At 50.0% G+C, this 24444-nt stretch carries 21 protein-coding genes and 2 tRNA genes; 13 read left to right on the forward strand and 10 right to left on the reverse strand.

Translation table 11 applies throughout. The features are described 5' to 3' along the window. Positions 1-733 precede the first annotated feature (733 nt). A complete protein-coding gene (locus ONT19_RS06400; protein ID WP_022121332.1) occupies positions 734-826 on the forward strand; it encodes a smalltalk protein in 93 nt (30 codons plus the stop codon). A 37-nt stretch (positions 827-863) separates the two neighbouring features. Next, on the forward strand, positions 864-1442 hold the full coding sequence (locus tag ONT19_RS06405; RefSeq protein ID WP_264952902.1) for a DNA-binding protein: 579 nt from the start codon (positions 864-866) through the stop codon (positions 1440-1442). Positions 1443-1702: 260 nt separating this feature from the next. On the opposite strand, the gene ONT19_RS06410 is transcribed toward ONT19_RS06405, so the two are convergent. Continuing rightward, complete coding sequence (locus tag ONT19_RS06410) at positions 1703-1990, reverse strand: hypothetical protein (RefSeq protein ID WP_118080445.1); 288 nt, start codon at positions 1988-1990, stop codon at positions 1703-1705. 238 nt (positions 1991-2228) lie between these two features. Between ONT19_RS06410 and ONT19_RS06415 the strand changes: the two genes are divergently transcribed. From ONT19_RS06415 to nrdG, 4 genes are all read left to right on the forward strand, one after another. Then, a complete protein-coding gene (locus tag ONT19_RS06415; protein ID WP_117695224.1) occupies positions 2229-3695 on the forward strand; it encodes an SLC13 family permease in 1467 nt (488 codons plus the stop codon). A gap of 45 nt (positions 3696-3740) precedes the next feature. After that, positions 3741-4574 carry a type II pantothenate kinase gene (gene coaW, locus ONT19_RS06420; protein ID WP_022121336.1) on the forward strand — a complete coding sequence of 278 codons (834 nt, stop codon included), beginning with the start codon at positions 3741-3743 and terminating at the stop codon, positions 4572-4574. Positions 4575-4942: 368 nt separating this feature from the next. Continuing rightward, complete coding sequence (locus ONT19_RS06425; protein WP_264952901.1) at positions 4943-7162, forward strand: anaerobic ribonucleoside triphosphate reductase; 2220 nt, start codon at positions 4943-4945, stop codon at positions 7160-7162. Position 7163: 1 nt separating this feature from the next. Then, entirely contained in the window at positions 7164-7679 is a 516-nt protein-coding gene (gene nrdG / locus ONT19_RS06430; protein ID WP_022121338.1) for an anaerobic ribonucleoside-triphosphate reductase activating protein, read from the forward strand. 61 nt (positions 7680-7740) lie between these two features. On the opposite strand, the gene ONT19_RS06435 is transcribed toward nrdG, so the two are convergent. After that, positions 7741-8157: a 2-amino-4-hydroxy-6-hydroxymethyldihydropteridine diphosphokinase gene (locus ONT19_RS06435; RefSeq protein WP_264952900.1), complete on the reverse strand. Its 417-nt coding sequence runs from the start codon at positions 8155-8157 to the stop codon at positions 7741-7743. 436 nt (positions 8158-8593) lie between these two features. Here ONT19_RS06435 and ONT19_RS06440 point away from each other — a divergent pair, with 436 nt between their 5' ends. The 4 genes from ONT19_RS06440 to ONT19_RS06455 all read left to right on the forward strand — a co-directional run bounded on the left by ONT19_RS06440 (position 8594) and on the right by ONT19_RS06455 (position 13142). After that, a complete protein-coding gene (locus tag ONT19_RS06440; RefSeq protein WP_118200766.1) occupies positions 8594-9517 on the forward strand; it encodes a glucosaminidase domain-containing protein in 924 nt (307 codons plus the stop codon). 48 nt (positions 9518-9565) lie between these two features. Then, entirely contained in the window at positions 9566-10855 is a 1290-nt protein-coding gene (locus tag ONT19_RS06445) for an IgA Peptidase M64 (RefSeq protein ID WP_264952899.1), read from the forward strand. A 24-nt stretch (positions 10856-10879) separates the two neighbouring features. Then, complete coding sequence (gene cdd / locus ONT19_RS06450) at positions 10880-11362, forward strand: cytidine deaminase (RefSeq protein ID WP_264912880.1); 483 nt, start codon at positions 10880-10882, stop codon at positions 11360-11362. Positions 11363-11684: 322 nt separating this feature from the next. Continuing rightward, on the forward strand, positions 11685-13142 hold the full coding sequence (locus ONT19_RS06455; protein WP_264952898.1) for an IS1182 family transposase: 1458 nt from the start codon (positions 11685-11687) through the stop codon (positions 13140-13142). A 269-nt stretch (positions 13143-13411) separates the two neighbouring features. Here the strand turns inward: ONT19_RS06455 and ONT19_RS06460 are convergent, their stop codons facing one another. From ONT19_RS06460 to spt, 7 genes are all read right to left on the reverse strand, one after another. After that, positions 13412-14854 (reverse strand): right-handed parallel beta-helix repeat-containing protein, encoded by a 1443-nt coding sequence (locus ONT19_RS06460; protein WP_264952897.1) that lies wholly within the window; start codon positions 14852-14854, stop codon positions 13412-13414. 42 nt (positions 14855-14896) lie between these two features. After that, positions 14897-15589, reverse strand: a complete 693-nt coding sequence (locus ONT19_RS06465; RefSeq protein WP_006849545.1) for an LrgB family protein — start codon at positions 15587-15589, stop codon at positions 14897-14899. Beyond that, positions 15586-15891 carry a CidA/LrgA family protein gene (locus ONT19_RS06470; RefSeq protein WP_254973999.1) on the reverse strand — a complete coding sequence of 102 codons (306 nt, stop codon included), beginning with the start codon at positions 15889-15891 and terminating at the stop codon, positions 15586-15588. Before ONT19_RS06470 ends, ONT19_RS06465 begins: the two co-directional genes overlap by 4 nt. A gap of 108 nt (positions 15892-15999) precedes the next feature. Then, a complete protein-coding gene (locus ONT19_RS06475; RefSeq protein WP_118080432.1) occupies positions 16000-16566 on the reverse strand; it encodes an AAA family ATPase in 567 nt (188 codons plus the stop codon). Positions 16567-16692: 126 nt separating this feature from the next. Beyond that, positions 16693-16766 (reverse strand) — tRNA-Pro (locus ONT19_RS06480). A gap of 40 nt (positions 16767-16806) precedes the next feature. Beyond that, positions 16807-16880, reverse strand: a tRNA-Pro gene (locus ONT19_RS06485). A 266-nt stretch (positions 16881-17146) separates the two neighbouring features. Further along, positions 17147-18337 carry a serine palmitoyltransferase gene (gene spt, locus ONT19_RS06490; RefSeq protein ID WP_022121347.1) on the reverse strand — a complete coding sequence of 397 codons (1191 nt, stop codon included), beginning with the start codon at positions 18335-18337 and terminating at the stop codon, positions 17147-17149. A 195-nt stretch (positions 18338-18532) separates the two neighbouring features. On the opposite strand from spt, the gene ONT19_RS06495 reads away from it, so the two are divergent. Next, the gene (locus tag ONT19_RS06495; protein WP_264952896.1) at positions 18533-19573 is read left to right on the forward strand and encodes a diacylglycerol/lipid kinase family protein; all 1041 of its coding nucleotides are present in this window, start codon (positions 18533-18535) and stop codon (positions 19571-19573) included. Positions 19574-19857: 284 nt separating this feature from the next. Here the strand turns inward: ONT19_RS06495 and ONT19_RS06500 are convergent, their stop codons facing one another. Then, a complete protein-coding gene (locus tag ONT19_RS06500) occupies positions 19858-20610 on the reverse strand; it encodes a tRNA1(Val) (adenine(37)-N6)-methyltransferase (RefSeq protein ID WP_264952895.1) in 753 nt (250 codons plus the stop codon). A 226-nt stretch (positions 20611-20836) separates the two neighbouring features. Between ONT19_RS06500 and lon the strand changes: the two genes are divergently transcribed. Next, complete coding sequence (gene lon / locus ONT19_RS06505; RefSeq protein ID WP_264952894.1) at positions 20837-23308, forward strand: endopeptidase La; 2472 nt, start codon at positions 20837-20839, stop codon at positions 23306-23308. Then, on the forward strand, positions 23305-24432 hold the full coding sequence (gene tgt / locus ONT19_RS06510) for a tRNA guanosine(34) transglycosylase Tgt (protein WP_006849113.1): 1128 nt from the start codon (positions 23305-23307) through the stop codon (positions 24430-24432). Before lon ends, tgt begins: the two co-directional genes overlap by 4 nt. Positions 24433-24444: the final 12 nt, after the last annotated feature.

Here is a 24444-nt window from a genome sequence, read left to right on the forward strand (position 1 = left end):
TCAGGTAACATTGAAAAACATTTCAAATTCACATTCACATTCACATTTTTGCCTTTCCTTCTATCCACCAGCTAACCCACATAGCAAGTTACTGTGCGCCCGATGCCCCCAAAACTGTGTGGCGACGCAGCACCATCTGCGTCCCGACGCAGATGGCGATACGTCGGGACGTAGATGGCGGTACATCGGGACGCAGTTGGGGGTACGTTGGGACACGCCCTGAAAGGGCAGAAGCTCCTAGCCCAGGGCAACGCCCTGGGTAGCTATTGACGCAATCCCGGCGCCCTGTAAGGGCAAAAGCTTTAAAACCTCAAGCAAAAAATATAAAGCTTTTGCCCTTACAGGGCGTATTGGCTACATCCTTAAAACCCAGGGCGTTGCCCTGGGCTAGGAGCTTCTGCCCTTTCAGGGCGTGTGGCGTCAAGCAAATACATGATTAATGAGGAAGGAATGCTCGTGATTCGGGACAAGGATGCACGTGATTCGGGACAACTATTGTTTTTCAGAGAAAAATGTTGTATCTTTGCACTGTGTTAGAAGAAAGGCTGCACTCGGCAAAGTTCAAGCAAGCTTGACTTTGCTCTCGTTTGCACTTTCTTTGCATTGTCATTCATTAAGAACGGCAAATAGGAAATTAACCACTAAAAAACGGAGGGGAAAACGACAGGGGTGCACACCTGCCCAATCTCTTTCTAAATGTTGAACCATTAAAAAAAAGAAAGGAAAAAAGAAAATGAAAAAGGAAGTTTGGAAAACTATCTTGCAGGTGATTATCGCTGTACTTACTGCCGTAGGCACTACGCTCGGCGTTACCAGCTGCATGTAGACTGATTTGTTTAACCATTAAAAAAACGATTTGAATTATGGGTATTAAAGTAAAAGCTATTGAGCGCAACGTAGCGTTCGAAAAAGGTAAGCAAAAGTGGGCATTCGTGATGCAGGCTGAACTCTACAGCCAGCTCAACGCCACGAAGGTGATTGAAGAAGCTGCCGTTCGCAGCGGATTGCCTAAGGCGGTAATCAACGCCGGATGGTCGGCCATCGGCGAAGTGATTGCTGCATGGGCCACCGAGGGCCACAGCGTGGCTGTGCCAGGACTGGGCAGCCTCCGATTCGGTCTTAACTCTACCGCCGTAGAGGATGTGAACAAGGTGAGCGCCAACCTCATCACCCGCCGATACATCATCTTCGTGCCTAACACCGACATCAAGAAGGAACTCGAAGAGACTTCCGTCAACATCACCTGCTACGACCGAAACGGCAAGGTGGTGAAGCAGGTTACCTCTACCGATACGCCTCCTACTACCCCATCCGGAGGCGATAATCCATCCGGAGGCGATAATCCATCCGGAGGCGATAACCCATCCGGAGGCGATAACCCATCGGGCGGCGATTCGGCTGGCGGAACCGGAAGCGAAACCGGCGGCGATGGACTTGAATAAAAGGTGCTGAGCCTGAAAAAGTAAAACCCTCCCCAGGTCTTAAAAAGTCCTAGGGAGGGTAAACTTTGTCTGGCAGTTAAATTGTTTACGCAATGTACCATACCAGACGTCCCGAACACAACATGCTAACCCACACATTTCCCCAAGGAATCAGCATGTCGTTAACAATCCTTTGTGCCTCAAATAAATAATACTTTTTTTCAAACCAAATCAACAGCCTAGCCTCACGGCTAAAACGTATTTAATGTTTTTACCTTATTTCAAAACATGATAGTAACATATTCTGCAGCGATATCAACCAGCTTCTTGCGGCGGGCTACACCTATTATATAATGAGCCTCCTTCGCCGAACAGTGGAAGTATTTCTTCACAGCTGTTACCAGTTCTTCCTTCCTTATCGAGCCCACACCCTTAGGATAAGCCTTGCGGATAGCCTTCTCGATGTCCGCCATCTTATATTCATGGTGGCGCTTGTGGAAGTACTGCGATACGATGATAGATAGAACTATCACGAGCAGGATGATGATAAATACTACAGACTTGTTCATTTCATTATCTCCTAATTTATTTATTAGACATATCAGGTTCGCTGAATCACCCTTCCGGGTGCTCCAAGTTTTCAGAATCACCGATAGCCGTTATCGGCAAATCCACTGCAAATATAGCATTTTTTCTTGAAACAACAACATTTTTCGGCATTTTTTTCACTATTTCTGCAAAAAAACTTGCTAAATACAAAAAAAACACGTATTTTTGCAAGAAAATAATCCTTAAGACAGAAAGATAATGCAAGAAACTGTAAAGAAAGTATTGAATGGCGATTTTAATCGCAAGAAAGCATTGCTGTTCCTCATAACGGCTCTGCTTACCGTTATCGTCTGGAACCTGCCCATCGACAGCTTCGGCATCGATGGACTCACCATCGTGCAGCAGCGCGTCATCGCCATCTTCGTCATGGCCGTGATGCTCTGGCTCACCGAGGCCATACCAGCATGGGCTACCAGCGTAGTGATCATCTTCGTGCTGCTGTTCTTCGTCAGCGACTCCGCCTTCAAGATTATGCAAGGCTCGGAGGCTGAGATGGGCAAGCTGCTCGACTATCAGGGTGTGATGGCGTGCTTCGCCGACCCTACCATCATCCTCTTCCTGGGCGGTTTCGTACTCGCCATAGCCGCTACCAAGAGCGGACTCGACGTGATGATGGCGAAGGCCCTGATTGCGCCATTCGGCAAGCGTTCAGAGAACGTGCTGCTGGGCTTCATGCTCATCACCGGCATCTTCTCGATGTTTATTTCAAATACAGCCACCGCTGCCATGATGCTCACCTTCCTCACACCGGTGTTCAAATCATTGCCACCTTCGGGCAAGGGCCGCGTGGCGCTCACCATGGCCATTCCTATCGGAGCCAACCTGGGCGGTATGGGAACCCCTATCGGAACCCCTCCTAACGCCTTCGCCTTCAAGGTACTGAACGACCCTGCAGGACTCAACTTGGGTCTCAGCTTCGGCGACTGGATGCTGATCATGGCCCCTATGGTGCTCATCATGCTCCTGATGGCATGGGTCATCATCCGCAAGATGTTCCCGTTCTCTGCCAAGACCATCGAGCTCAACATCGAGGGCAACATGCAGCACAACTGGCGCACCACGGTAGTGGCCGTCACCTTCCTTGCAACCATCGTGCTCTGGGTATTCGGCAAGCAGCTGGGCATCAACGCCAACACCGTAGCCATGCTCCCTATCGCCATATTCGCCCTTACGGGAGTGGTTACAGCCAAGGACCTGAAGGAGATTGACTGGGCTGTCATCTGGATGGTGGCAGGCGGATTCGCCCTCGGATTGGCGATGAACGGCACCGGTCTTGCCGAGGCAGCCGTAAAGAGCATTCCGTTTGCAGAATTCAATCCGCTGGTCATCATGATTGTATCCGGACTGGTATGCTTCATCCTGAGTAACTTCATCTCCAACACCGCCACCGCCGCCCTGCTCATCCCTATCCTCACGGTGGTATGCGCCGGCATGGGCGACAAGCTCAACACCATCGGCGGCACCTCTACCATCCTCATCGGAGTAGCGGTATCGGCCAGCTGCGCCATGTCGCTGCCTATCTCAACCCCTCCTAACGCCATCGCCTACTCTACCGGACTCATCCAGCAGACCGACATGGTGAAGGCAGGACTCACGGTAGGCATCCTGAGCATGATAGTGGGCTACGCCGTGCTCATCACCTTCTGCAAGATGGGTGTGCTCTAGAGGGGCATCTTCTGAGAAAATACACATTATTATATATATAAAGGAATGAAAAAGATTGTTATAGGAATCGACGTAGGCATCTCTACGACCAAGATTGTGGGCATCGATGAAAGCGGCGTGGTGGTAAGCCCCATCCGCATCAAGGCCACCGACCCTATCACCTCGCTCTACGGAGCCTTCGGCAAGTATCTTCACGACAACAAGATTGCGCTGAGCGATGTAGAACAGGTGATGCTCACAGGCGTAGGATCTGCCTATATCGACGAGCCCATCTACGGACTGCCTACCTCGAAGAGCGAGGAGTTCGTGGCCGACGGACTGGGCGCCCGATACGAGAGCAAGCTCGACCGCATGATCGTGGTGAGCATGGGAACCGGAACATCGCTCGTAAAATGCGATGACAACGAGATAAGGCACATCGGAGGCATCGGCATAGGCGGCGGAACCCTGGCAGGACTGAGCCGCATCATGCTCAAGACCGATGACATCAAGCAGATTATCAACCTCGCCAAGGACGGCGACGTGAGCAAGATAAACCTGCTGATAGGCGACATCAGCGCCAAGCCTCTGCCCGGACTCCCGATGAACGCCACCGCATCGCTCTTCAGCAATGCCAAGGCCAACGCTTCGCGCGAAGACATCGCTATGGGACTCATCTGGATGGTGCTGCAGTCGATAGGTTCGGCTACCATCCTCTCATCGCTCGAATCGGGCATCAAGGATTTCGTGCTCATCGGCAACCTCACCCTGCTGCCGCAATGCCGCGAGGTGTTCCCAGCCATGGAGAAGCTCTACGGAGTGAGGTTCAGGATACCGAAATACTCGGAATTCTGCACCGCCATCGGAGCTGCGCTCGACTATAAGCGACAAGCAAAATAATCACCCCCGAATCGCCGCAATGCCCTATACACGGGCGTTGCGGCGATTTGCTTTCTCCATCCTGTCACAAAGCACAGACAACAAGGGAAAAACGCACACAAGCGCACAAAATGCGCAACACGCTGATAGATAACAACTTAAACGTTTCGGGAAACAGAAATTTGTCAAAGTTTTCCAAAACTTTTTCGTTTCCTCCTGATTATCAGCGACTTAATATTTTTTAACGATAAAAAAGTTGTCCAAAAGTTATTACTTTCAGAAATATTTTATATCTTTGCAATGTCAAAAGGAGGTACTTATCTACCTCTTCAAGTCATAATGACTTAATACTAAGTAATTTAAACATCAATCGTAAAAGTAATACTAAAATGATCCAGACAGTAGTAAAGCGTGACGGACGCATCGTTGGATTCAACGAACAGAAAATCATGGCAGCCATTCGCAAGGCCATGTTACATACCGACAAGGGTGAAGATACCACTCTTATCGAGCAGATAACCGACCACATCTCTTATCGCGGCAAGAGCCAGATGAGCGTTGAGGCCATTCAGGACGCCATCGAGATGGAGCTCATGAAGAGTGCCCGCAAAGATGTTGCCCAGAAGTATATCGCATACCGTAACCAGCGTAACATCGCCCGCAAGGCGAAGACACGCGACGTATTCATGAGCATCGTCAATGCCAAGAACAACGACATCACCCGTGAAAACGCCAACATGAATGCCGATACACCAGCTGGCATGATGATGAAGTTCGCTTCAGAAACCACTAAACCATTCGTCGACGACTACCTCCTCTCTGAGGATGTACGCGACGCCGTCATGCACAACTATATACATATTCACGATAAGGACTATTACCCAACCAAGAGTCTCACCTGCGTGCAGCATCCGCTCGACGTGATTCTGAACCACGGATTCACAGCCGGTCACGGTTCAAGCCGTCCTGCCAAGCGCATCGAGACCGCAGCCGTGCTGGCTTGTATCTCTCTCGAGACCTGCCAGAACGAGATGCACGGCGGTCAGGCCATCCCAGCCTTCGACTTCTATCTGGCTCCATACGTACGCATGTCGTACCAGGAAGAGGTGAAGAACCTGGAGAAGCTGACAGGCGAAGACCTGAGCAACCTCTATGATGCGCCAATCGACGACTACATAGAGAAGCCGCTCGACGGATTGCAGGGCCGCGAACGCCTGGAGCAGCACGCCATCAACAAGACCGTGAACCGCGTGCATCAGGCGATGGAGGCATTCATCCACAACATGAACACCATCCACAGCCGCGGCGGTAACCAGGTAGTATTCTCAAGCATCAACTACGGTACCGATACCAGCGCCGAGGGCCGCTGCATCATGCGCGAAATCCTGCAGAGCACCTATCAGGGCGTAGGCAATGGCGAAACAGCCATCTTCCCTATCCAGATATGGAAGAAGAAGAGAGGCGTAAACTATCTGCCTGAGGACAGAAACTACGACCTCTACAAGCTGGCGTGCAAGGTAACAGCCCGCCGTTTCTTCCCTAACTTCCTGAACCTCGACGCCACCTTCAACCAGAACGAGAAGTGGCGTGCTGATGATCCGGAGCGCTACAAGTGGGAGATTGCAACCATGGGCTGCCGTACCCGCGTGTTCGAAGACCGCTGGGGCGAGAAGACCAGTATCGCCCGCGGTAACCTGAGCTTCTCTACCATCAACATCGTGAAGCTCGCCATCGAGTGCATGGGCATCGAAGACGAAAAGCAGCGCATCGACATGTTCTTTGCCAAGCTCGACAATATCCTCGACATCACAGCCAAGCAGCTCGACGAGCGCTTCCAGTTCCAGAAGACGGCGATGGCCAAGCAGTTCCCTCTGCTCATGAAGTATCTCTGGGTAGGCGCAGAAAACCTGAAGCCGGAAGAGACCATCGAGAGCGTCATCAACCACGGAACCCTGGGTATCGGCTTCATCGGATTGGCAGAATGCCTGGTTGCCCTCATCGGCAAGCACCACGGCGAGAGCGAGAAGGCACAGGAGCTGGGACTGAAGATTGTTACCTACATGCGCGACCGTGCCAACGAGTTCAGCGAGCAGTATCATCACAACTACTCTATCCTGGCTACTCCAGCCGAGGGATTGAGCGGTAAGTTCACTAAGAAGGACAGAAAGCAGTTTGGCGTCATCCCTGGCGTTACAGACCGCGACTATTATACCAACTCTAACCACGTGCCTGTATACTATAAGTGTACAGCCCTGAAGAAGGCACAGGTCGAGGCTCCATACCACGACCTGACCCGTGGCGGCCACATCTTCTATGTAGAGATTGACGGCGATGCTACCCACAACCCTTCTGTTATCGAGAGCGTGGTAGACATGATGGACAAGTACAACATGGGTTACGGCTCAGTAAACCACAACCGCAACCGCTGTCTCGACTGCGGCTACGAGAATGCTGACGCCCACCTCGATGTTTGTCCTAAGTGCGGCAGCCACCACATAGACAAGCTGCAGCGCATCACCGGTTATCTGGTAGGTACTACAGACCGTTGGAACAGCGGCAAGCTTGCTGAGCTCCACGACCGAGTAACCCATATCGGAGGGGAAAAGTAAAATGATCAGCGTTTTAAGCATCGTACATGATACGATGGTAGACGGTCCGGGCTTCCGCACATCCATTTATTGTGCGGGATGCCCCAACCATTGTCCGGGCTGCCATAATCCGCAGTCGTGGGACATCAGCCACGGCACGATGACCTCTACCGACGAGCTGATGAAGGAAATCATGAGCGACCCCTTCGCCAACGTCACCTTCTCGGGTGGCGACCCTATGTTTCAGGCAAAGGGCTTTGCCGAGCTGGCACGCGCCATCAGGGAGCAGAGCAGCAAGAGCATCTGGTGCTTTACGGGCTATCTCTTCGAAAACCTCGTGAAGAATCCCGAGCAGCTGGAACTCCTCCGCCAAATCGATGTATTGGTAGACGGCCCCTTCGTACAGGCATTGCGCGATGAAGACCTCTTCTTCAGGGGCAGCAGCAACCAGCGCATCATCAACGTGCAGAAGTCGCTGAAAGAAGGAAGAGTGATAGAACTCAATCTTACAACAGAAAACCCGAATCCGGTATTGTAAATCTACATACCAGATTCGGGTTTCCCGTTTATTTTTTCATGCACGGATTACACGGATTTTCTTATCTTAAATATTTCCTATCCCTCTTAGCATCCTTCTCTTCGAGGTAGCTGATAGAACTCTGAATATAATCACGCTCCCACTCGCTCTCGTGCAATTTCTCATCGCCATAGAGCAGAAGGTCGAGATCCAGCGGAACATCTACCTTACGATAAGGACCACGGATTCTGCGTCCGCATCTCTGCTCCACACTCCGCAGCGCGGCAAGCACAGACTTCTTAGAGCAGATGGTCTCCCCCAACATCACCTGATTCAGAAACTTGTCTGAATTCTCCAGTCCGATAGGCTCAGTCCACATGCGCGGACCGAAGAGGCAGTTCTTGAACATCCATCTCAGATGTTCATGTGCCTTCAACACATTCTCTTCCTGATTTCTGTTAGAGCCGATAGCTATAATTACTTTTGTACGAGTTCTCATTATTAAAATCTTTATTTCTACAAAACAAGTCAGTTTCTCTCAGAAGAGACAGATTGCCCCTGCATTTGTATGTCACTGAACTTTCGCAAGTTTTACCCCACACGCCCTGAAAGGGCAGAAGCCCCTAGCCCAGGGCATCGCCCTGGGTTATTACGGACGCAAACCTGTCGCCCTGTAAGGGCAAAAGCTTTAAAACTCCAGGCAAAACATAAGGCTTTTGCCCTTACAGGGCGCCTTGCTGATTGCTATTATACCCAGGGCGATGCCCTGGGCTAGGAGCTTCTGCCCTTTCAGGGCGTGCTGCTTCTGGAGCTTTTGGGCCTTCAGCCCGTACTTAAGCCACATGCGAAAGTTCAATATGCAATATTTTGTGCAAAGATATTAAAAATTTTGTAATAAACCGCGATTTATCCGTTTTTTTTTATATTTTTGCAGAATGAATCATCTAAAAGCAAACATTTTAGGGCTCGCTCTGCTCTGCTGCCTCCCGATGGGCGCACAGCTGAAGTGGAACCAGGCCTATCAGACATATATCAACCAGTATAAGGATCTTGCCATCGAGCAGATGCTCCGTTACCGCATTCCAGCCAGCATCACCCTAGCACAGGGACTGTTTGAGAGTGCGGCAGGAAGGAGCGACCTCGTACGCCAGGGCAACAACCACTTCGGCATAAAATGTCACAACTGGACGGGCCCAACCCAGTACCACGACGATGATGCCAGGGGCGAATGCTTCCGCGTATACCAGGACGCAAGAGACAGCTACGAAGACCACAGCAAGTTTCTGGCGCGCCAGCCACGCTACGCACGCCTCTTCGAACTCTCGCAGCACGACTACAAGGGATGGGCTCGCGGACTGAAAGCCTGCGGCTACGCCACCAACCCGCAGTATGCCAACAAGCTGATACAGATTATAGAGCTCTACAAGCTCAACCAGTATGACAAGGCCAAGCGCTACGACCGCTTCATGGCTACCCACAGCGGTACCGACCAGCCTGTAAACGCCGAAGGATTGCTGCACCCTATCCATATCTTCAACAAGAATTACTATCTCTATGCCCGCGAAGGCGACACCTTCAAGAGCATAGGCAAGGAGGTGGGCATCAGCTGGCGCAAACTGGCTCGCTACAACGAGCGCAACAAGCACGCCGTGCTGCACAAGGGCGACATCATCTATCTGAAGAAGAAACGCTCCAAGGCACCTAAGCAGTATAAGAAGCGCCCTCACGTGATACAGCCGGGCGAAAGCATGTACGCCATCTCGCAGAAGTATGGCATCCGACTGGAGAAACTCTACAAGATGAACCATCTCGACCCTAACATCCCGGTAAGCGTAGGAACAAGGCTGAGGGTGAGATAAGTGATTAGTAAAATGTGAATGTGAATGTGAATTTCAAATGAAAATACAATGAAGAGAATGATATTATCCCTCGCCACCATGGCGATGCTGATGGCGCCCGGCACCATAAAGGCGCAAAACTTTGACGACTATTTCACAGACAAGACGCTGCGGGTAGACTATACCTTTGCCGGCAACCAGAAGCAGCAGATGATAGCCGTAGACGAACTCAACGTAATGCCACGCTGGTACGGCAAAAGGCAGCGACTGGCCGAACTCCCGGTAGAGGGCAACGGACAGATAACCGTACGCGACCACCGCTCGGGCAAAATCATCTACCGCAACTCCTTCTCCACCCTCTTCCAGGAATGGCTCTCCTATCCAGAGGCAGAGAAGAACACGCAGAGTTTCGAGAACGTATTCCTCGTTCCGATGCCGAAAGATACCGTAGACATCACCCTCGACCTGCGCAACAACCGCCGCGAGATAACCACCACGCTCACCCACCAGGTAGCGCCGAAAGACATTCTGATTCATCAGAAAGGCAACAAGCCTACACCATACGTCACCCTGCAGCAGGCTGCCGACACCACCCGATGCATCCACATCGCATACGTGGCTGAAGGCTATACCGATGCAGAGATGCCTGTCTTCCTGAAAGATGCGCAGGAGGCTACAGAGGCCATCTTCGCCCACGAACCCTTCAAGAGCATGAGAGACCGATTCAACATCGTAGCCGTAAAATCGCCATCCAAGCAGAGCGGACCTAGCATCCCAGCCCAGGGCATCTGGCACGAGACCGCCCTCAGCTCTCATTTCGACACCTTCTACAGCGACCGCTACCTTACCACCCTGCATCTCAAAGACCTGCACAACTGGCTGGCAGGTATCCCTTACGAGCACATCATCGTGCTGGTAAATTCGGATAAGTACGGCGGTGGCGGCATCCTCAATTCATACAATCTCACCACCTGCCACCAGAAATGGTTCAAGCCGGTAGTGGTGCATGAGTTTGGCCATTCCTTTGCCGGACTTGCCGATGAATACGCCTACGAACAGGAGCAGATACCGATGTATCCTCACGATGTAGAGCCTTGGGAGAAGAACATCACTACCCTTGCCGATTTCCACGGAAAATGGGAGAACATGATAGACAAGAAGACCAAGATTCCTACTCCACTCTCCAAGAAAGAGAAGGAGGCGGTGAGCAAGGTGGGTGTCTTCGAAGGTGCCGGATACAGCGTGAAGGGCGTTTACCGCGGTGTGCAGGACTGCCGTATGCGCATCAACGAAACGCCGGAGTTCTGCCCGGTATGCAAGAAGGCGCTGCAGGACATCATCGACTTCTACACGAAATAAAGAAATCATAAAAACATCATATCTATGAAAGAGCAAAACCTAAACATCAGATACATGGTGGCTCAGCTCTCAGAGTTGAGCCAGCAGGAGCAGGAGCTCGTAAACAGGGCGAAGGCTGCCACCAGCAATGCGTATGCTAACTACAGCCACTTCTATGTGGGAGCAGCCCTGCTCTTGGCCGACGGCAGAATAGTGATTGGAGCCAACCAGGAGAACGCCGCCTTCCCGTCGGGACTCTGTGCCGAGCGCAGCGCCATCTTCGGTGCCCAGAGCAACTATCCCGACCAGCCTATCCTGACGCTCGCCATAGCAGCGAGAAACGGGAATGGTTTCCTCAAGTCGCCTATCTCGCCATGCGGAGCCTGCCGCCAGGTGATACTGGAGATGGAAGACCGCTACCAGCGCCCCGTACGCATCCTGCTCTATGGCGAGAACGGCACCTACTGCTTCGACAGCATCAAAGACCTTCTCCCCTTCTGCTTCGTAGATTCGAACATGAAGGAATAAGAAAGGTAAAGAACCAAAGTTCTAGAAGCAGCACGCCCTGAAAGGGCAGAAGCTCCTAGCCCAGGGCATCGCCCTGGGTGTAATAGCAATCAGTAAGTCGCCCTGTAAGGGCAAAAGCTTTATTAATTCCGGTATTTTAAAGCTTTTGCCCTTACAGGGCGACAGGTTTGCGTCCGTAATTACCCAGGGCGATGCCCTGGGAGGGCACTGAAAAAGTCCCTTCATGGGTTATGTTAGTTTAACATTCGATCTTTGAAATAGTGTACCCAAAAGTTGCATATGTGCAATATTTTTTGTATCTTTGTAGAAAAATACAAGGATTATGCTAGAGCAACAACAGACCATATCATTCAGTGATTATTCAAGTTTGTATGACTTGATTATCCCAAAAGACAACCTGCTCCGCCAGATTACTGACCTGGTGGACTTTAGTTTCGTATACCAGGAATTGCAGGACAAGTATTGTCATGACAATGGTCGTACAGCAGAGAGTCCTATCCGTATGTTTAAGTATCTTCTTTTAAAGGTAATCTATGACATATCGGATGTTGATGTTGTTGAACGTACTCGCTATGATATGTCGTTTAAGTACTTCTTGGGATTAACTCCTGAGGAGACTAATCTGATTAATCCTAGTTCCTTGACCAAATTCCGTCGACTTCGTCTGAAGAATATGGAGCTGTTGGATCTTCTTATCAAGAAGACTGTTTCTATTGCTATAGAAGCAGGTGTCCTCAAGTCTAGAACCATCATTGTTGATGCAACCCATACGCATTCTCGTTCCAACCCTATCAGTGCAGCAAAGAGTTTGGAGTATTATTGCAAGGCCGTAATCAAGGTCGTTAATTCTGTGGATGACAGCATGGAATTGCCTGAGCTTCCAAAAGAAAAGAAGTATTCTTCTATCATGACTGCAGCCAAAACGATAGTTGCTACGGTGGAAGCTGATGCTGCAACTGCCAATATGCCTGCAGTCAAGGAGCGTCTCAATATGCTGAAAGAAACCATTTCAGACGCAGAGACCCGAGGCGTAATATCAAAAGATGCAGATGCCCGTACAGGACATAAAACAGCGCATTCTTCATTCTTTGGCTATAAGACGCATATAGCTATGAGCGATGAGAGAATTATCACCGCAGCTACCGTCACCTCCGGCGAGAAGGGTGATGGACAGCAATTGCCAGAATTGATAAAAAAGACAGAGGAAGCAGGAATGGAAGTTGATTCCATAGTAGCAGATAAGGCATATTCCAGCAAGGAGAATCTCAAAATGGCAAAGGAAAACAATATGCGCCTCTCTGCTCGTTTAAGCTCTGTAATTGACGGTAATCGAACAAACAAACTCCCTTTTGAATACAACAAGGATGCAGATCTGTACGTCTGCCCAGCAGGGCATCTGGCGAAATGGAAAGAGATGAATTATCGCAAAAATGACAAGCGTCACAGAAACTCCAGCATTACCTATTATTTTGATGTGGACAAATGCAAGGTCTGTCCATTACGTGAAGGTTGCTACAAGGAAGGAGCCAAGACAAAAACATATGCGATTACCATCAAATCGGATGAACAGTTGGAGCAAATCGAATATCAAAAAACAGAAGAGTTTATAAATCTTCAGAGGAAACGATACAAGATAGAAGCCAAAAACTCCGAACTTAAGAATGTCTTAGGATATGACAGAGCCCTGTCATACGGTTTGTCGTGCATGGAAATGCAGGGAGCTTTGACTATTTTCGCTGCAAATGTGAAGAGAATCATCAAATTGATGCAAAATGCATAAGGGGGGAAGTAGATTTCTCTATATATTGCCGAATTAAATGCCAGAAACGCTATAGAAAGCTGTTTGAGACTATATTCCTGTCCAAAAAAGTATTTCACTTTTAAAAGATGAAATGCTTCTTGGACAAGAATTAAAGTTCAAAAACAAGCTATGCAACTTAAAATTGGGTACCTTTTTCAGTGCCCTCCCTGGGCTAGGAGCTTCTGCCCTTTCAGGGCGTGTGGCGAAAAAATTCGAAAGTTCAGTCATTATTTCTCGCCTTATAATCATTATTCCTCCTTATACTCAAAGCATCCTGCGGCAGGCTGCTCTTTCTTTCTCGGCAAACCATCACGGTCGGTTGCAGGCAGGGTTTCGGCATCTGCCTTTCCTATTGCTGCCGACTCCTTGCGCAGATGGAAATCATACTTCAGATTGTCGGTGTCGAATAGGCGGAAATGCTTCTCGGCAAACACCGTCGTATCCTTGATGTCCTCATAAACCACATGGGTGAACTTCAGACTGTCGTCCGTCTCCAGCTTCTCCGTGCGCAACACACAATGGTCGAAGAGGAAATTGAAGGCATCCTCCTCTTTCGGAGCCTCCCAGACCACCTCATCATCATGATAGCCCGTTACGAGCGAATTTCTCACCTCGAAACGAGGCAGCGGAGAGGCAAAACCGATGGCAGACTCGCGGCGCCCGTCAAACGGATAGAACTGGGCTATAGTGCAGCCGTTTACCTCAACATCGCCACCCTCAACATAGAGCGGATGGTTCAGGCAGTTGGTTATCTGCGAGTTATAAATCTGCACCTTGGCAGAATCAATCCTCACACCGTAGCCCTGACTGTTATGAATCGTAGCATTCTCGATAAGCAGTTTCTGCTTCGTAGCATCGCCCGCTTCTATCATCACAGCATCGTAGGCACTATGAATATCAGCAAACGAAATCCTGCAGTCATGAGCCGAAGACATCAGTCTGATTCCCTGCCATTGTCCCGGTGTACGGTCATAAGGCAGATAATCGAACATGTGGTCCAGTCGGTCGCCCCGCATCACCACTTCCCTGTCCTTTTCGCCCTCAATCTTCAGCGACCCGAACACCTGCAAACCCGCATTCTCGTGGAAATAGAGTTGGGTGCCCGGAGCAATGGTCAGCGTAGCCGCCTCATCAACCCTGATGCCCCCATAAACCACTACCGGCAGCGTGCTCTCTAGCAGCTGGTCCTGCTTCACCTCGAGCGAATTGAGTTTCATCGCATCCCATGAAAACGCCCTCAGGTTCACCTTCTGCTCCACGCCACTTTCCAGCGCAAACACCAGGTTGTCGCTCACCAGCTGCGGCTCTTCGCTGTTCTGCATCGCCGAAGTCAGTTCTACGAACACGCGTATGCTGTCACCCTTCCTGATCTCCACATTCTGCGTCTGGAATCCCGCTTCGGTGCCCAGATAAGAGCCGTCAACATTCACCCGGTAGCCCTTCTGGTTACCGTTTTCCAGCCGCACCGACTGGCAGCGCAGAGCCTTGCCCGTACGGTTGTAAACCCAGAAGCTTCGGGTAGGCGTAGGCACATTCGAGAAGGTGGTGTCCATCTTCAGCGTATCTACCGAAAACGAGAGCACATCGCCCCTCGACGTTGAGAAACTCTCATCGTCGGCACAACTGGCAAGCAGGGCGCTCATCGCCATCCCTACACCCATTATATACAAAAATCCCTTTTTCCGTTTCATATCTATAAAAACGGAAAAAGGGAAATATTATTGTATCTGCCTCTACATAAACAGAGCAAAGATGGATGAACCTACAACCGTCATCACACCGCAAACCACGATGCTCAGACTGCTCATGGCTCCCTCTATGGTACCCATTTCCATCGCCTTTGCCGTACCCAGCGCATGGGCAGAACAGCCGATGGCGATACCTTTGGCAATAGGCTCTTTGATGGAGAGAAGCTTCAGGAATTTCTCGGCAAAGATGTTGCCCAGCACACCCGTTACGATGATGACAACCACCGAAACCGAAACATGACCGCCCAACTCCTCAGAAACGCCGATACCGATGGCGGTAGTGATGCTCTTAGGCAGGAAGGTAACGTAGGACGCATGGTCGAAATGGAAGATGAGGGCGAGAATGAGCACGGAGCAGAGACTCGCCAGCACACCCGAAACAATGCCTATCAGCACAGCCCGATAATTCTTCTTCAGAAGCTCAACCTGCTGATAAAGCGGCACAGCCAGACAGATGGTGGCTGGTGTGAGCAGATAACTGATACTGTTGGCGCCCGCCGAATAGGTCTTGTAATCTACGCCCGTCAGCAGGAGCGTAATGATAACGAGGATGATGGAGATGAGCAGCGGGTTCATCAGCGACCATCCCGTCTTCAGCTTCAGCAGCATGCCTATGCCGTAGGCTGCCAGACTGATGAGAACGCCGAAGAAGACAGAATCCTGGAACAACTGGTTCATTTCTTCGCCTCCTTTCCTTTTCTGATTACCATCTGCGTAATCCAGCCCGAAGCACCCATCACGACGAAGGTGCTGACCACCGTAACTACGATATACTGGAACCATGCATTACCGATATCCTGATAAGAATCAATCAGTCCTACGGCAGCCGGAATAAACATCACGGGCATGATGGCAATGAGGAAACTGCTGGTTTCGCGGATATGCTTCACCTTGATCAGTTTTGTTTCCAGCGCAAGGAAGAGCAGGATGATGCCATAGATGCTTGCCGGAATAGGCAATGGCAGCAAAAAATGGAGCAATTCCCCAGCAAAGGAGAACGCTATGATTATCAAAAATTGAATTAAAAACTTCATGTTGAATTACTTTAAACCTTAAACCTTGGAACTTTGAACTTTGAACCTTTGAATCTAAATCAAGCTAACGTACTGCTCAATGAGGCTTGCCGTCTCTTCTACGCCCAGGCGCACCGTATCCAGACAGATGTCGTAATCATCGGCATTTCCCCAGGTAAGGCCTGTATAATACTTATGATAAGCCACTCTGCAATCCTCGGTGTGCTCTACAAACTCCTCAGCTTCCTCATACGAAAAGCCCTTCTCCTCCTGAATATCCTTGATGCGAGCCTCCAGATTGCCGCTCAGGAAAACAGAAATCAGGTCTTTGCGCTCGCGGAAGATATAGTTGCCGCAACGGCCGATGATGATACAGTCTTCATCGCCTATCATATCGGCAAGTGTACGGAGCGGTTTTTCTGTCAGCGCCCTCTGCGTTTCGCCAAGCGACGACATCGAGAAGAGCAGTTCATCTACCGGCCGCTCATCGAAGAAAGCCTCCATCTCGTCGAGCACTCCTCTCTGTTCAGCCATTTCCATCATATTTTTACGGGTATAAAAAGGAATACCATACTTTTCGGCGAGCAGCTTGCCCACGCGAATAGCGCCACATCCACACTGGCGCGCTATCGTTATAATCATGATTCTATAAAATTAAAACGTATATAATAATTACTCAGTTCCGTTATCCCCCTCCAGCCCATCCAGGGCGGGAGTTTTATATAGCAAAAAAGCTAAGAAGATTTGACTCTTCTTAGCTTTCTTGTGTCGGGGCGACAGGATTCGAACCTGCGACCACCTGTTCCCAAAACAGGAGCGCTACCGGGCTGCGCTACACCCCGCTTGTGCTTTGCTAAAGGTTTGAATGAGAGAAAAAAATAGTCGGGGCGACAGGATTCGAACCTGCGACCACCTGTTCCCAAAACAGGAGCGCTACCGGGCTGCGCTACACCCCGCTCATTCATCTCTACGATACCTCTTAAGCATTGCTTTAAGCATCATTTCTGAATTGCGAGTGCAAAGGTACTACATTTTTTCGATTCCACCAAATTTTTCCCTAACTTTTTTCAAAAAAACATGCATTTTAATGCAAAATGGCTGGGAAACAGGCAAAAAATAAGGGCAACCCCTATCCGGAATTGCCCTTATACCTTATTATATATATAGTAGCGGCAAAGAACCGCAACCATACTTGCTAAACTTTTAAATCAGAAATCTGATTTTACTTGATGATTCCCTCTTCTACGAAAATCTTCTTCAAGATCTGGACAGCCTGCTCAACCTGCTCTCTTGTATGAGTAGCCATGAGTGCGAAACGTACCAATGTATCCTGAGGAGCACAAGCTGGAGGAATAACAGGGTTGATGAACACACCTGCATCGTAAGCCATCTTGGTAACAACGAATGTCTTCTCAGCATCGCGTACGTAGAGAGGAATGATAGGACTCTCTGTCTCGCCAATCTCGAAACCTTCCTCGCGGAAACGCTTCAAGGCATAGTTGGTTACATCCCAGAGATTCTCGAAACGCTCAGGCTCATTCTGAATGATGTGGAGAGCCTCGAGAGCTGCTGCTGTGGCAGCTGGAGTGTTAGAGGCGCTGAAGATGTAAGTACGGCAGTTGTGACGGAGGAAGTTGATTGTATCCTTGTCTGATGCGATGAAACCACCGATAGAAGCCAGACTCTTAGAGAATGTACCCATGATGAGGTCTACCTCGTCGGTCAGACCGAAGTGGTCGCATACACCACGACCCTGCTTGCCGAATACGCCAAGACCATGAGCCTCGTCTACCATGATAGAGCAGTTGTACTTATGCTTGAGCTTTACAATCTCAGGCAAGTTAGCCAGGTCGCCCTCCATAGAGAACACACCGTCAACAACGATGAGCTTGATAGCCTCCTGAGGGAGCTTAGAGAGCACGCGCTCCAAATCTTCCATATCGTTGTGCTTGTAGTGGAGCTGGGTAGCGAATGAGAGGCGGCGGCCATCTACGATACTTGCGTGGTCGCGGTCATCGCAGATAATATAGTCGTTACGACCTACTACGCAAGCCAAGACACCCTGGTTAACAGAGAATCCTGTAGAGAAACACAAAGTTTCATCCTTGCCCATAAACTCAGCAAGCTCCTTTTCGAGCTGCACGTGCAAATCGAGCGTACCATTGAGGAAACGGCTTCCTGCACAACCAGAACCATACTTGTCGAGCGCTGCCTTTGCTGCATCAATAACACGCTGGTCGTTAGTCAAACCCTGATAAGCATTAGAACCGAACATCAGGATTTTATGACCATCGATGTCGGTTACCTCTGTCATCTGCTTACTTGTGATCTCGCGGAAATATGGATACACACCGGCAGCCATATACTTCTGAGGTTCACGATAATTCTTGTATCTTTCTTGTAATTGTCCCATTATTAATAGGTGTACTTTATTTTCTTTTTTTATACTTTTCTAACTTTCAGGGTGCAAAGATACAAAAAAGAACTCAATAAACGGCTTTTTTTATAAGAAAGTTTACTTTTATAGTTTTTTTAATCGATATTTCTTGTTATTTTGGGTATTTTTATTACTTTTGCAGCCTAAATTTTACAAACTCTTGACTATATAATGAAGAAAAAGATACTTTTCATCATGAATCCGATTTCAGGAACAGCCAGCAAGGCGGCAGTTCCCAGTCTGATAGATTCTGTTTTGGACAAAGAGCTTTTTGAGTACGAGATAAGAATGACTGAAAGAGCTGGGCACGCTTCGGAAATTGCTACCGAAGCGAAGAACAACCATGTAGATGTGGTTGTGGCGGTTGGTGGTGACGGAACCGTCAACGAGGTGGCCCGCTCACTGGTTCACTCCGATACTGCCCTCGGCATTCTGCCTTGCGGTTCGGGCAACGGACTGGCAAGACATCTGCTGCTCCCGATGAACCTGAAGAAATGCATAGAGGTCATCAACCAGTGCGAGATTCGCGATCTGGATTATGGTGTCATCAACGACCACCCGTTCTTCTGCACCTGCGGCATGGGCTTTGACGCTTTCGTCAGCATGAAGTTTGCCGAGAGCGGCAAGCGTGGTCCTATCACTTATGCTGAAAATATCCTGCGCGAGGGATTGAAGTATAAGCCTGAGACTTACACGCTGGAGGACGAGACGGGCACCAAGCAGTATAAGGCGTTCCTCATTTCCTGCGCCAACGCATCTCAGTATGGCAACAATGCCTATATTGCCCCTCAAGCATCCATGAGCGACGGTTTGATGGATGTCGTCATCATGGAACCATTCGATGTCATCGAGGCGCCTCAGGTAAGTTTCGACATGTTCAACAAGACGTTGGACAAGAATTCGAAGATCAAGTCGTTCCGCTGCAAGAAGCTCCATATCACCCGCAGTCAGCCTGGCGTAATCCATTATGATGGCGACCCTGTGATGACGGGTGCAGAGATTGATGTTCACCTGGAAGAAAAGGGAATCAAGATGCTGGTGAACCCATTTGCCAACAAGAACGACCGCAAGCCGAACATGATTCAGTCTGCCTTTGCCGATTTCTTCAACGACATCAATGCCGTGCGCGATGATATTCATAAAGACATCCAGCGCCAGAGCAAAAGAGTAGAAGCTATCAGCAAACTGGTACAGAAGAAGCTGAACCTTTAAGTAGTGAGTAGTGATTAGTGATAATCACTAACTGAACTTTCGCAAGTTTTGTCCCATACGCCCTGAAAGGGCAGAAGCTCCTAGCCCAGGGCAGCGCCCTGGGTATAATGGCAATCTGTAAGACGCCCTGTAAGGGCAAAAGCTTTGTATATTGCCCTATATTTTAAAGCTTTTGCCCTTACAGGGCGACAAGTTTGTGTCCGTAATTACCCAGGGCGATGCCCTGGGCTAGGAGCTTCTGCCCTTTCAGGGCGTGTGGAGCTTATATGCGAAACTTGAGTTCACTACTCACTAAGATAGAATTCTTCCGTTATTTTCCTATACCATTCCGAGCGGTTTCCCTGCGAATCCATCATCGTTTCAACACACTCTTCATAAGGCGAAATGCGATGCTTGGCAAAACTCAGCATAAAGCGTTTTGGCTGCTTGCGTTCTACCGTCTTCACGCCACACTTCCGTATAAGATAAAAACCTAATATACAAGACTCTGCAACAAACTGCTCCACTACTTCTACGGGAACAATTGCAGAGAAAATACCGTCATCAGAAAGTAACCGTTTTACACCCGCAAACAAATCGCGGAACGGAAGACTGTCCGTATGTCTCGCCATCGTCCTCTTACTGTCCGGATTTTTCAAGCTATCTACAAAGAACGGAGGATTGCTCACTATCGCATCAAAAACACCGGCAGCCTTCAAATCTGCAGCAGCTTCCAAAGCCTCAGCAGCTTCCGAAACACCGGCTCCCCCGAAATCCTGCAGTCTGCAGCATTCTATTTCCACCCTGTCGCGAAACGGACTAGCCATCACATTCTCCCTCGCCTGTCCGCAGGCATCAGCATCCATATCAATCCCCACTACCTCAGCCTCAGGAAAACGCTGCGCCAGCATGAGCGAAATCAGTCCCGTTCCGGAACCAATGTCCAGAATCCGCCTGCCACCTTGCGCCCATGCACCCAGCAAAACGCCGTCAGTTCCCACTTTCATGGCACAACGGTCTTGCTCTATCTCAAACTGTTTAAATCGAAAATTACCCATAAATTCTTCTGTCTCTTTACAGAAGAAAACGAATGCGCCGCCGATTTATTTTATCGCAAACAGCAGAAATTGCCACTTCCACCTGCAAAAGCAGCTACCCACATCTATAAAAACGGGTACTAATATATAGAAAAAGCAATTTTATTATTAAATAATCTATCATCTTCCACGATATTTCACAAAAAATGAGTACCTTTGCACGGAAAATAGAAATCATAACAAAAAAATGGATAATAGAAGAACAAGTACCCGAATACAAATGATTGCAGATTACGAGGGCGACCCGAAAACCCTGATTGAAGACCAGGAAGAAGGTTTGTACCCTACCCTCTGCATGCGAGATATTGTAGTTTTCCCTACCAACATGACCCCTATCGTTGTGGGCAGAAAGGAAAGTCTGAATCTCGTCCGGATGCTGGAAAAGAAGCCAGACACCACATTCTGTGTATTCTGCCAGAAGAATAAAGACACAGAATTGCCCTACGAAGAAGACCTCTACCCTGTAGGTGTCTACGCCAAACTCATCAAGGTGATCAAGATGCCTGGCACAGACCAGATGAGCATCATCATCCAGGGTCTGGGCAGATGTCAGATGAAACATCTCGTTCAAAAAGAGCCTTACACAGTAATTGACGTAAAAAGTCTTCCGGAGAAATGGCCTGACGAGAACAACGATGAACTCTTCAGAATGCTCTACGAGAACTTCCATTACGAAGCGACAGACTATATCAAATCAAACGCCAACTATACTGATGATGCCATCCAGGCCATCAACGAACTATCGAGCATTCACATGCAGTGCAACTTCATGTGCTCCCTCCTCCCTTTCTCCATCGAGGATAAAATCAAGATGCTGAAAGAGGAAAATCTCAGCGAGCGCATCATGATTGCCATCAGATCTCTGAACAAGGTGCGCCATCTGCTACGCATACAGACTGAGATTGAGAACAAAACCCACTACGACCTCGATGAACAGCAGAAGGAATACTTCCTCAAGCAGCAGATCAAGAACATCAGGGAAGAACTGGGAGAAGGCAACGCCAGTCCGGAGAAGAAGGAGATTCTGGAGAAGGCGAAACAGAAGAACTGGAGCGAAGAGACAGCCAAAATCTTCAAGAAAGAAATTGCCAAGCTCGACACCCTGAACCCGCAGAGTCCTGACTATTCGATACAGATAGGATTTCTGCAGACCATGGTAGATTTGCCTTGGAACTCCTACACCCAGGACGACCTCAGTCTGACCCGTGCCAAGCGCATCCTGAACCACGACCACTACGGCATGGAGAATGTGAAGGAGCGCATTCTGGAATTCCTCGCCGTAAGAGCACTGAACGGCGGCGGCAAGAGTCCTATCCTCTGCCTCTACGGTCCTCCGGGCGTAGGAAAGACCAGTCTGGGCAAGAGCATCGCAGCAGCCATGAAGCGCAAGTATGTACGCATGTCGCTGGGCGGTCTGCACGATGAAGCCGAAATCCGCGGTCACCGCCGCACCTATGTGGGAGCCATGCCGGGCCGCATCATCAAGAACATGCTGAAGGCAGGCAGCAGCAATCCTGTCTTCATCCTCGACGAGATTGACAAGGTGGCGCAGAGCAATTTTAACGGCGACCCAGCATCAGCCCTGCTCGAAGTGCTGGACCCGGAACAGAACAATGCCTTCCACGACAACTATCTCGATATGGATTACGACCTCTCCAAGGTGCTCTTCATCGCCACAGCCAATGACCTGAGCGTCATTCCGCGTCCGCTCCTCGACCGTATGGAACTGATAGAAGTAGGCGGCTACATCACCGAAGAGAAGACAGAGATTGCCAAGCGCCATCTCGTACCGGAAGAGCTGGAAAGCACCGGACTCGACAAGGTTTCGCCGAAGGTAAGCTTCAACAAGAATGCCCTCGAGTTCATCATCGAGCACTACACCCGGGAGAGCGGCGTAAGACAGCTGAAGAAACAGATTGACAAGAGTCTGCGCAAGATGGCTTACAAACTGGCCTGCAACCAGGAGCTGAAGAACTACACCATCACCCCTGCCGAAGTAAAAGACCTGCTGGGCAATCCGCCGTTCAACCGCGACATCTACCAGGGCAACGACTATGCAGGAGTGGTAACCGGACTAGCCTGGACCTCAGTGGGCGGCGAAATCCTCTACATCGAAACCTCGCTCAGCAAGGGCAAGGCAGGCAAGCTCACCCTGACCGGAAATCTGGGCGACGTGATGAAGGAATCAGCCATTATCGCGCTGGAATACGTCAAGTCGCACATCGACCTGCTGCAGGTAGACTACCGCATCTTCGAGCAGTGGAACATCCACATCCACGTGCCTGAGGGAGCCACCCCGAAAGACGGTCCTTCTGCCGGAATCACCATCGCCACCAGCATCGCCTCAGCCATCACCCAGCGCAAGGTGCGTGCCAACACAGCCATGACCGGCGAGATAACCCTCCGCGGCAAAGTGCTCCCGGTAGGCGGAATCAAGGAGAAGATTCTGGCAGCCAAGCGGGCAGGAATCAAGCACATCGTGATGTGCAGGGAGAACCAGAAGAACGTAGAGGAAATACCGGAGAAATATCTCAAGGGCGTAGACTTCCACTATGTAGAGAACGTGGCTGACGTCTGGCAGTTCGCGCTGACCGACGAGAAGGTGAAAAGCCCTACAGACTTCAGCATTGAGGAAAATGATAAAAAAGAAAAGAAATGAAATTTGAATTACAAGTAACAGATAAAGCAAGCGATGCGCGTACAGGCATCATCACCACCGACCACGGACAGATCAAGACCCCAATCTTCATGCCCGTAGGAACCGTAGGAAGTGTGAAGGGCGTCCACTTCGAGGAGCTCAAGAAGCAGGTCATGGCACAGATTATCCTCGGAAACACCTATCACCTCTACCTGCGCCCAGGTCTTGACGTCATCAGGGCAGCAGGCGGACTGCACAAGTTCAACGGCTGGGACCGTCCTATCCTCACCGACAGCGGCGGCTTCCAGGTCTTCTCGCTCACCGGCATCCGCAAGCTCAAGGAAGAAGGCTGCGAGTTCCGCTCCCACATCGACGGCAGCAAGCACTTCTTTACACCGGAGAATGTGATGGACACCGAGCGCATCATCGGAGCCGACATCATGATGGCCTTCGATGAATGTCCGCCGGGACAGAGCGATTACCAGTACGCCAAGAACAGCCTCATGCTCACCCAGCGCTGGCTAGACCGCTGCATCAAGCGGTTTAACGAGACCGAGCCCCTCTACGGCTATCAGCAGAGTCTCTTCCCTATCGTTCAGGGCTGCACCTTCCCGGACCTGCGCCGCGAAGCAGCCAAATACATTGCCGACAAGGGAGCCGACGGAAATGCCATCGGCGGACTTGCCGTAGGAGAGCCTACCGAGGTGATGTATGAGATGATAGAAGTAGTGAACGAAATCCTGCCGAAAGACAAGCCGAGATATCTGATGGGCGTAGGAACCCCGCAGAACATCCTCGAAGCCATCGAGCGCGGCGTAGACATGTTCGACTGCGTAATGCCGACCCGCAACGGCCGCAACGCCATGCTCTTCACCTATCAGGGCACGATGAACATGCGCAACAAGAAGTGGGAGAAAGATTTCAGTCCGGTAGATCCAGACGGCTGCGACATCGACCTCGTAACCACGAAGGCCTACCTCCACCACCTCTTCAAGGCACAGGAGCTGCTGGCGATGCAGATAGCCAGCATCCACAACCTCTCTTTCTATCTGCGCCTCGTGACCGATGCCCGCCATCATATCGAGCAGGGCGATTTCGTGGCATGGAAGAATTCCATCATCGACCAGCTTGGCCGAAGAATTTAAGTAAGCAAGCAT

The organism is Segatella copri (assembly GCF_026015625.1).
Taxonomy (GTDB): Bacteria; Bacteroidota; Bacteroidia; order Bacteroidales; family Bacteroidaceae; genus Prevotella; species Prevotella copri_H.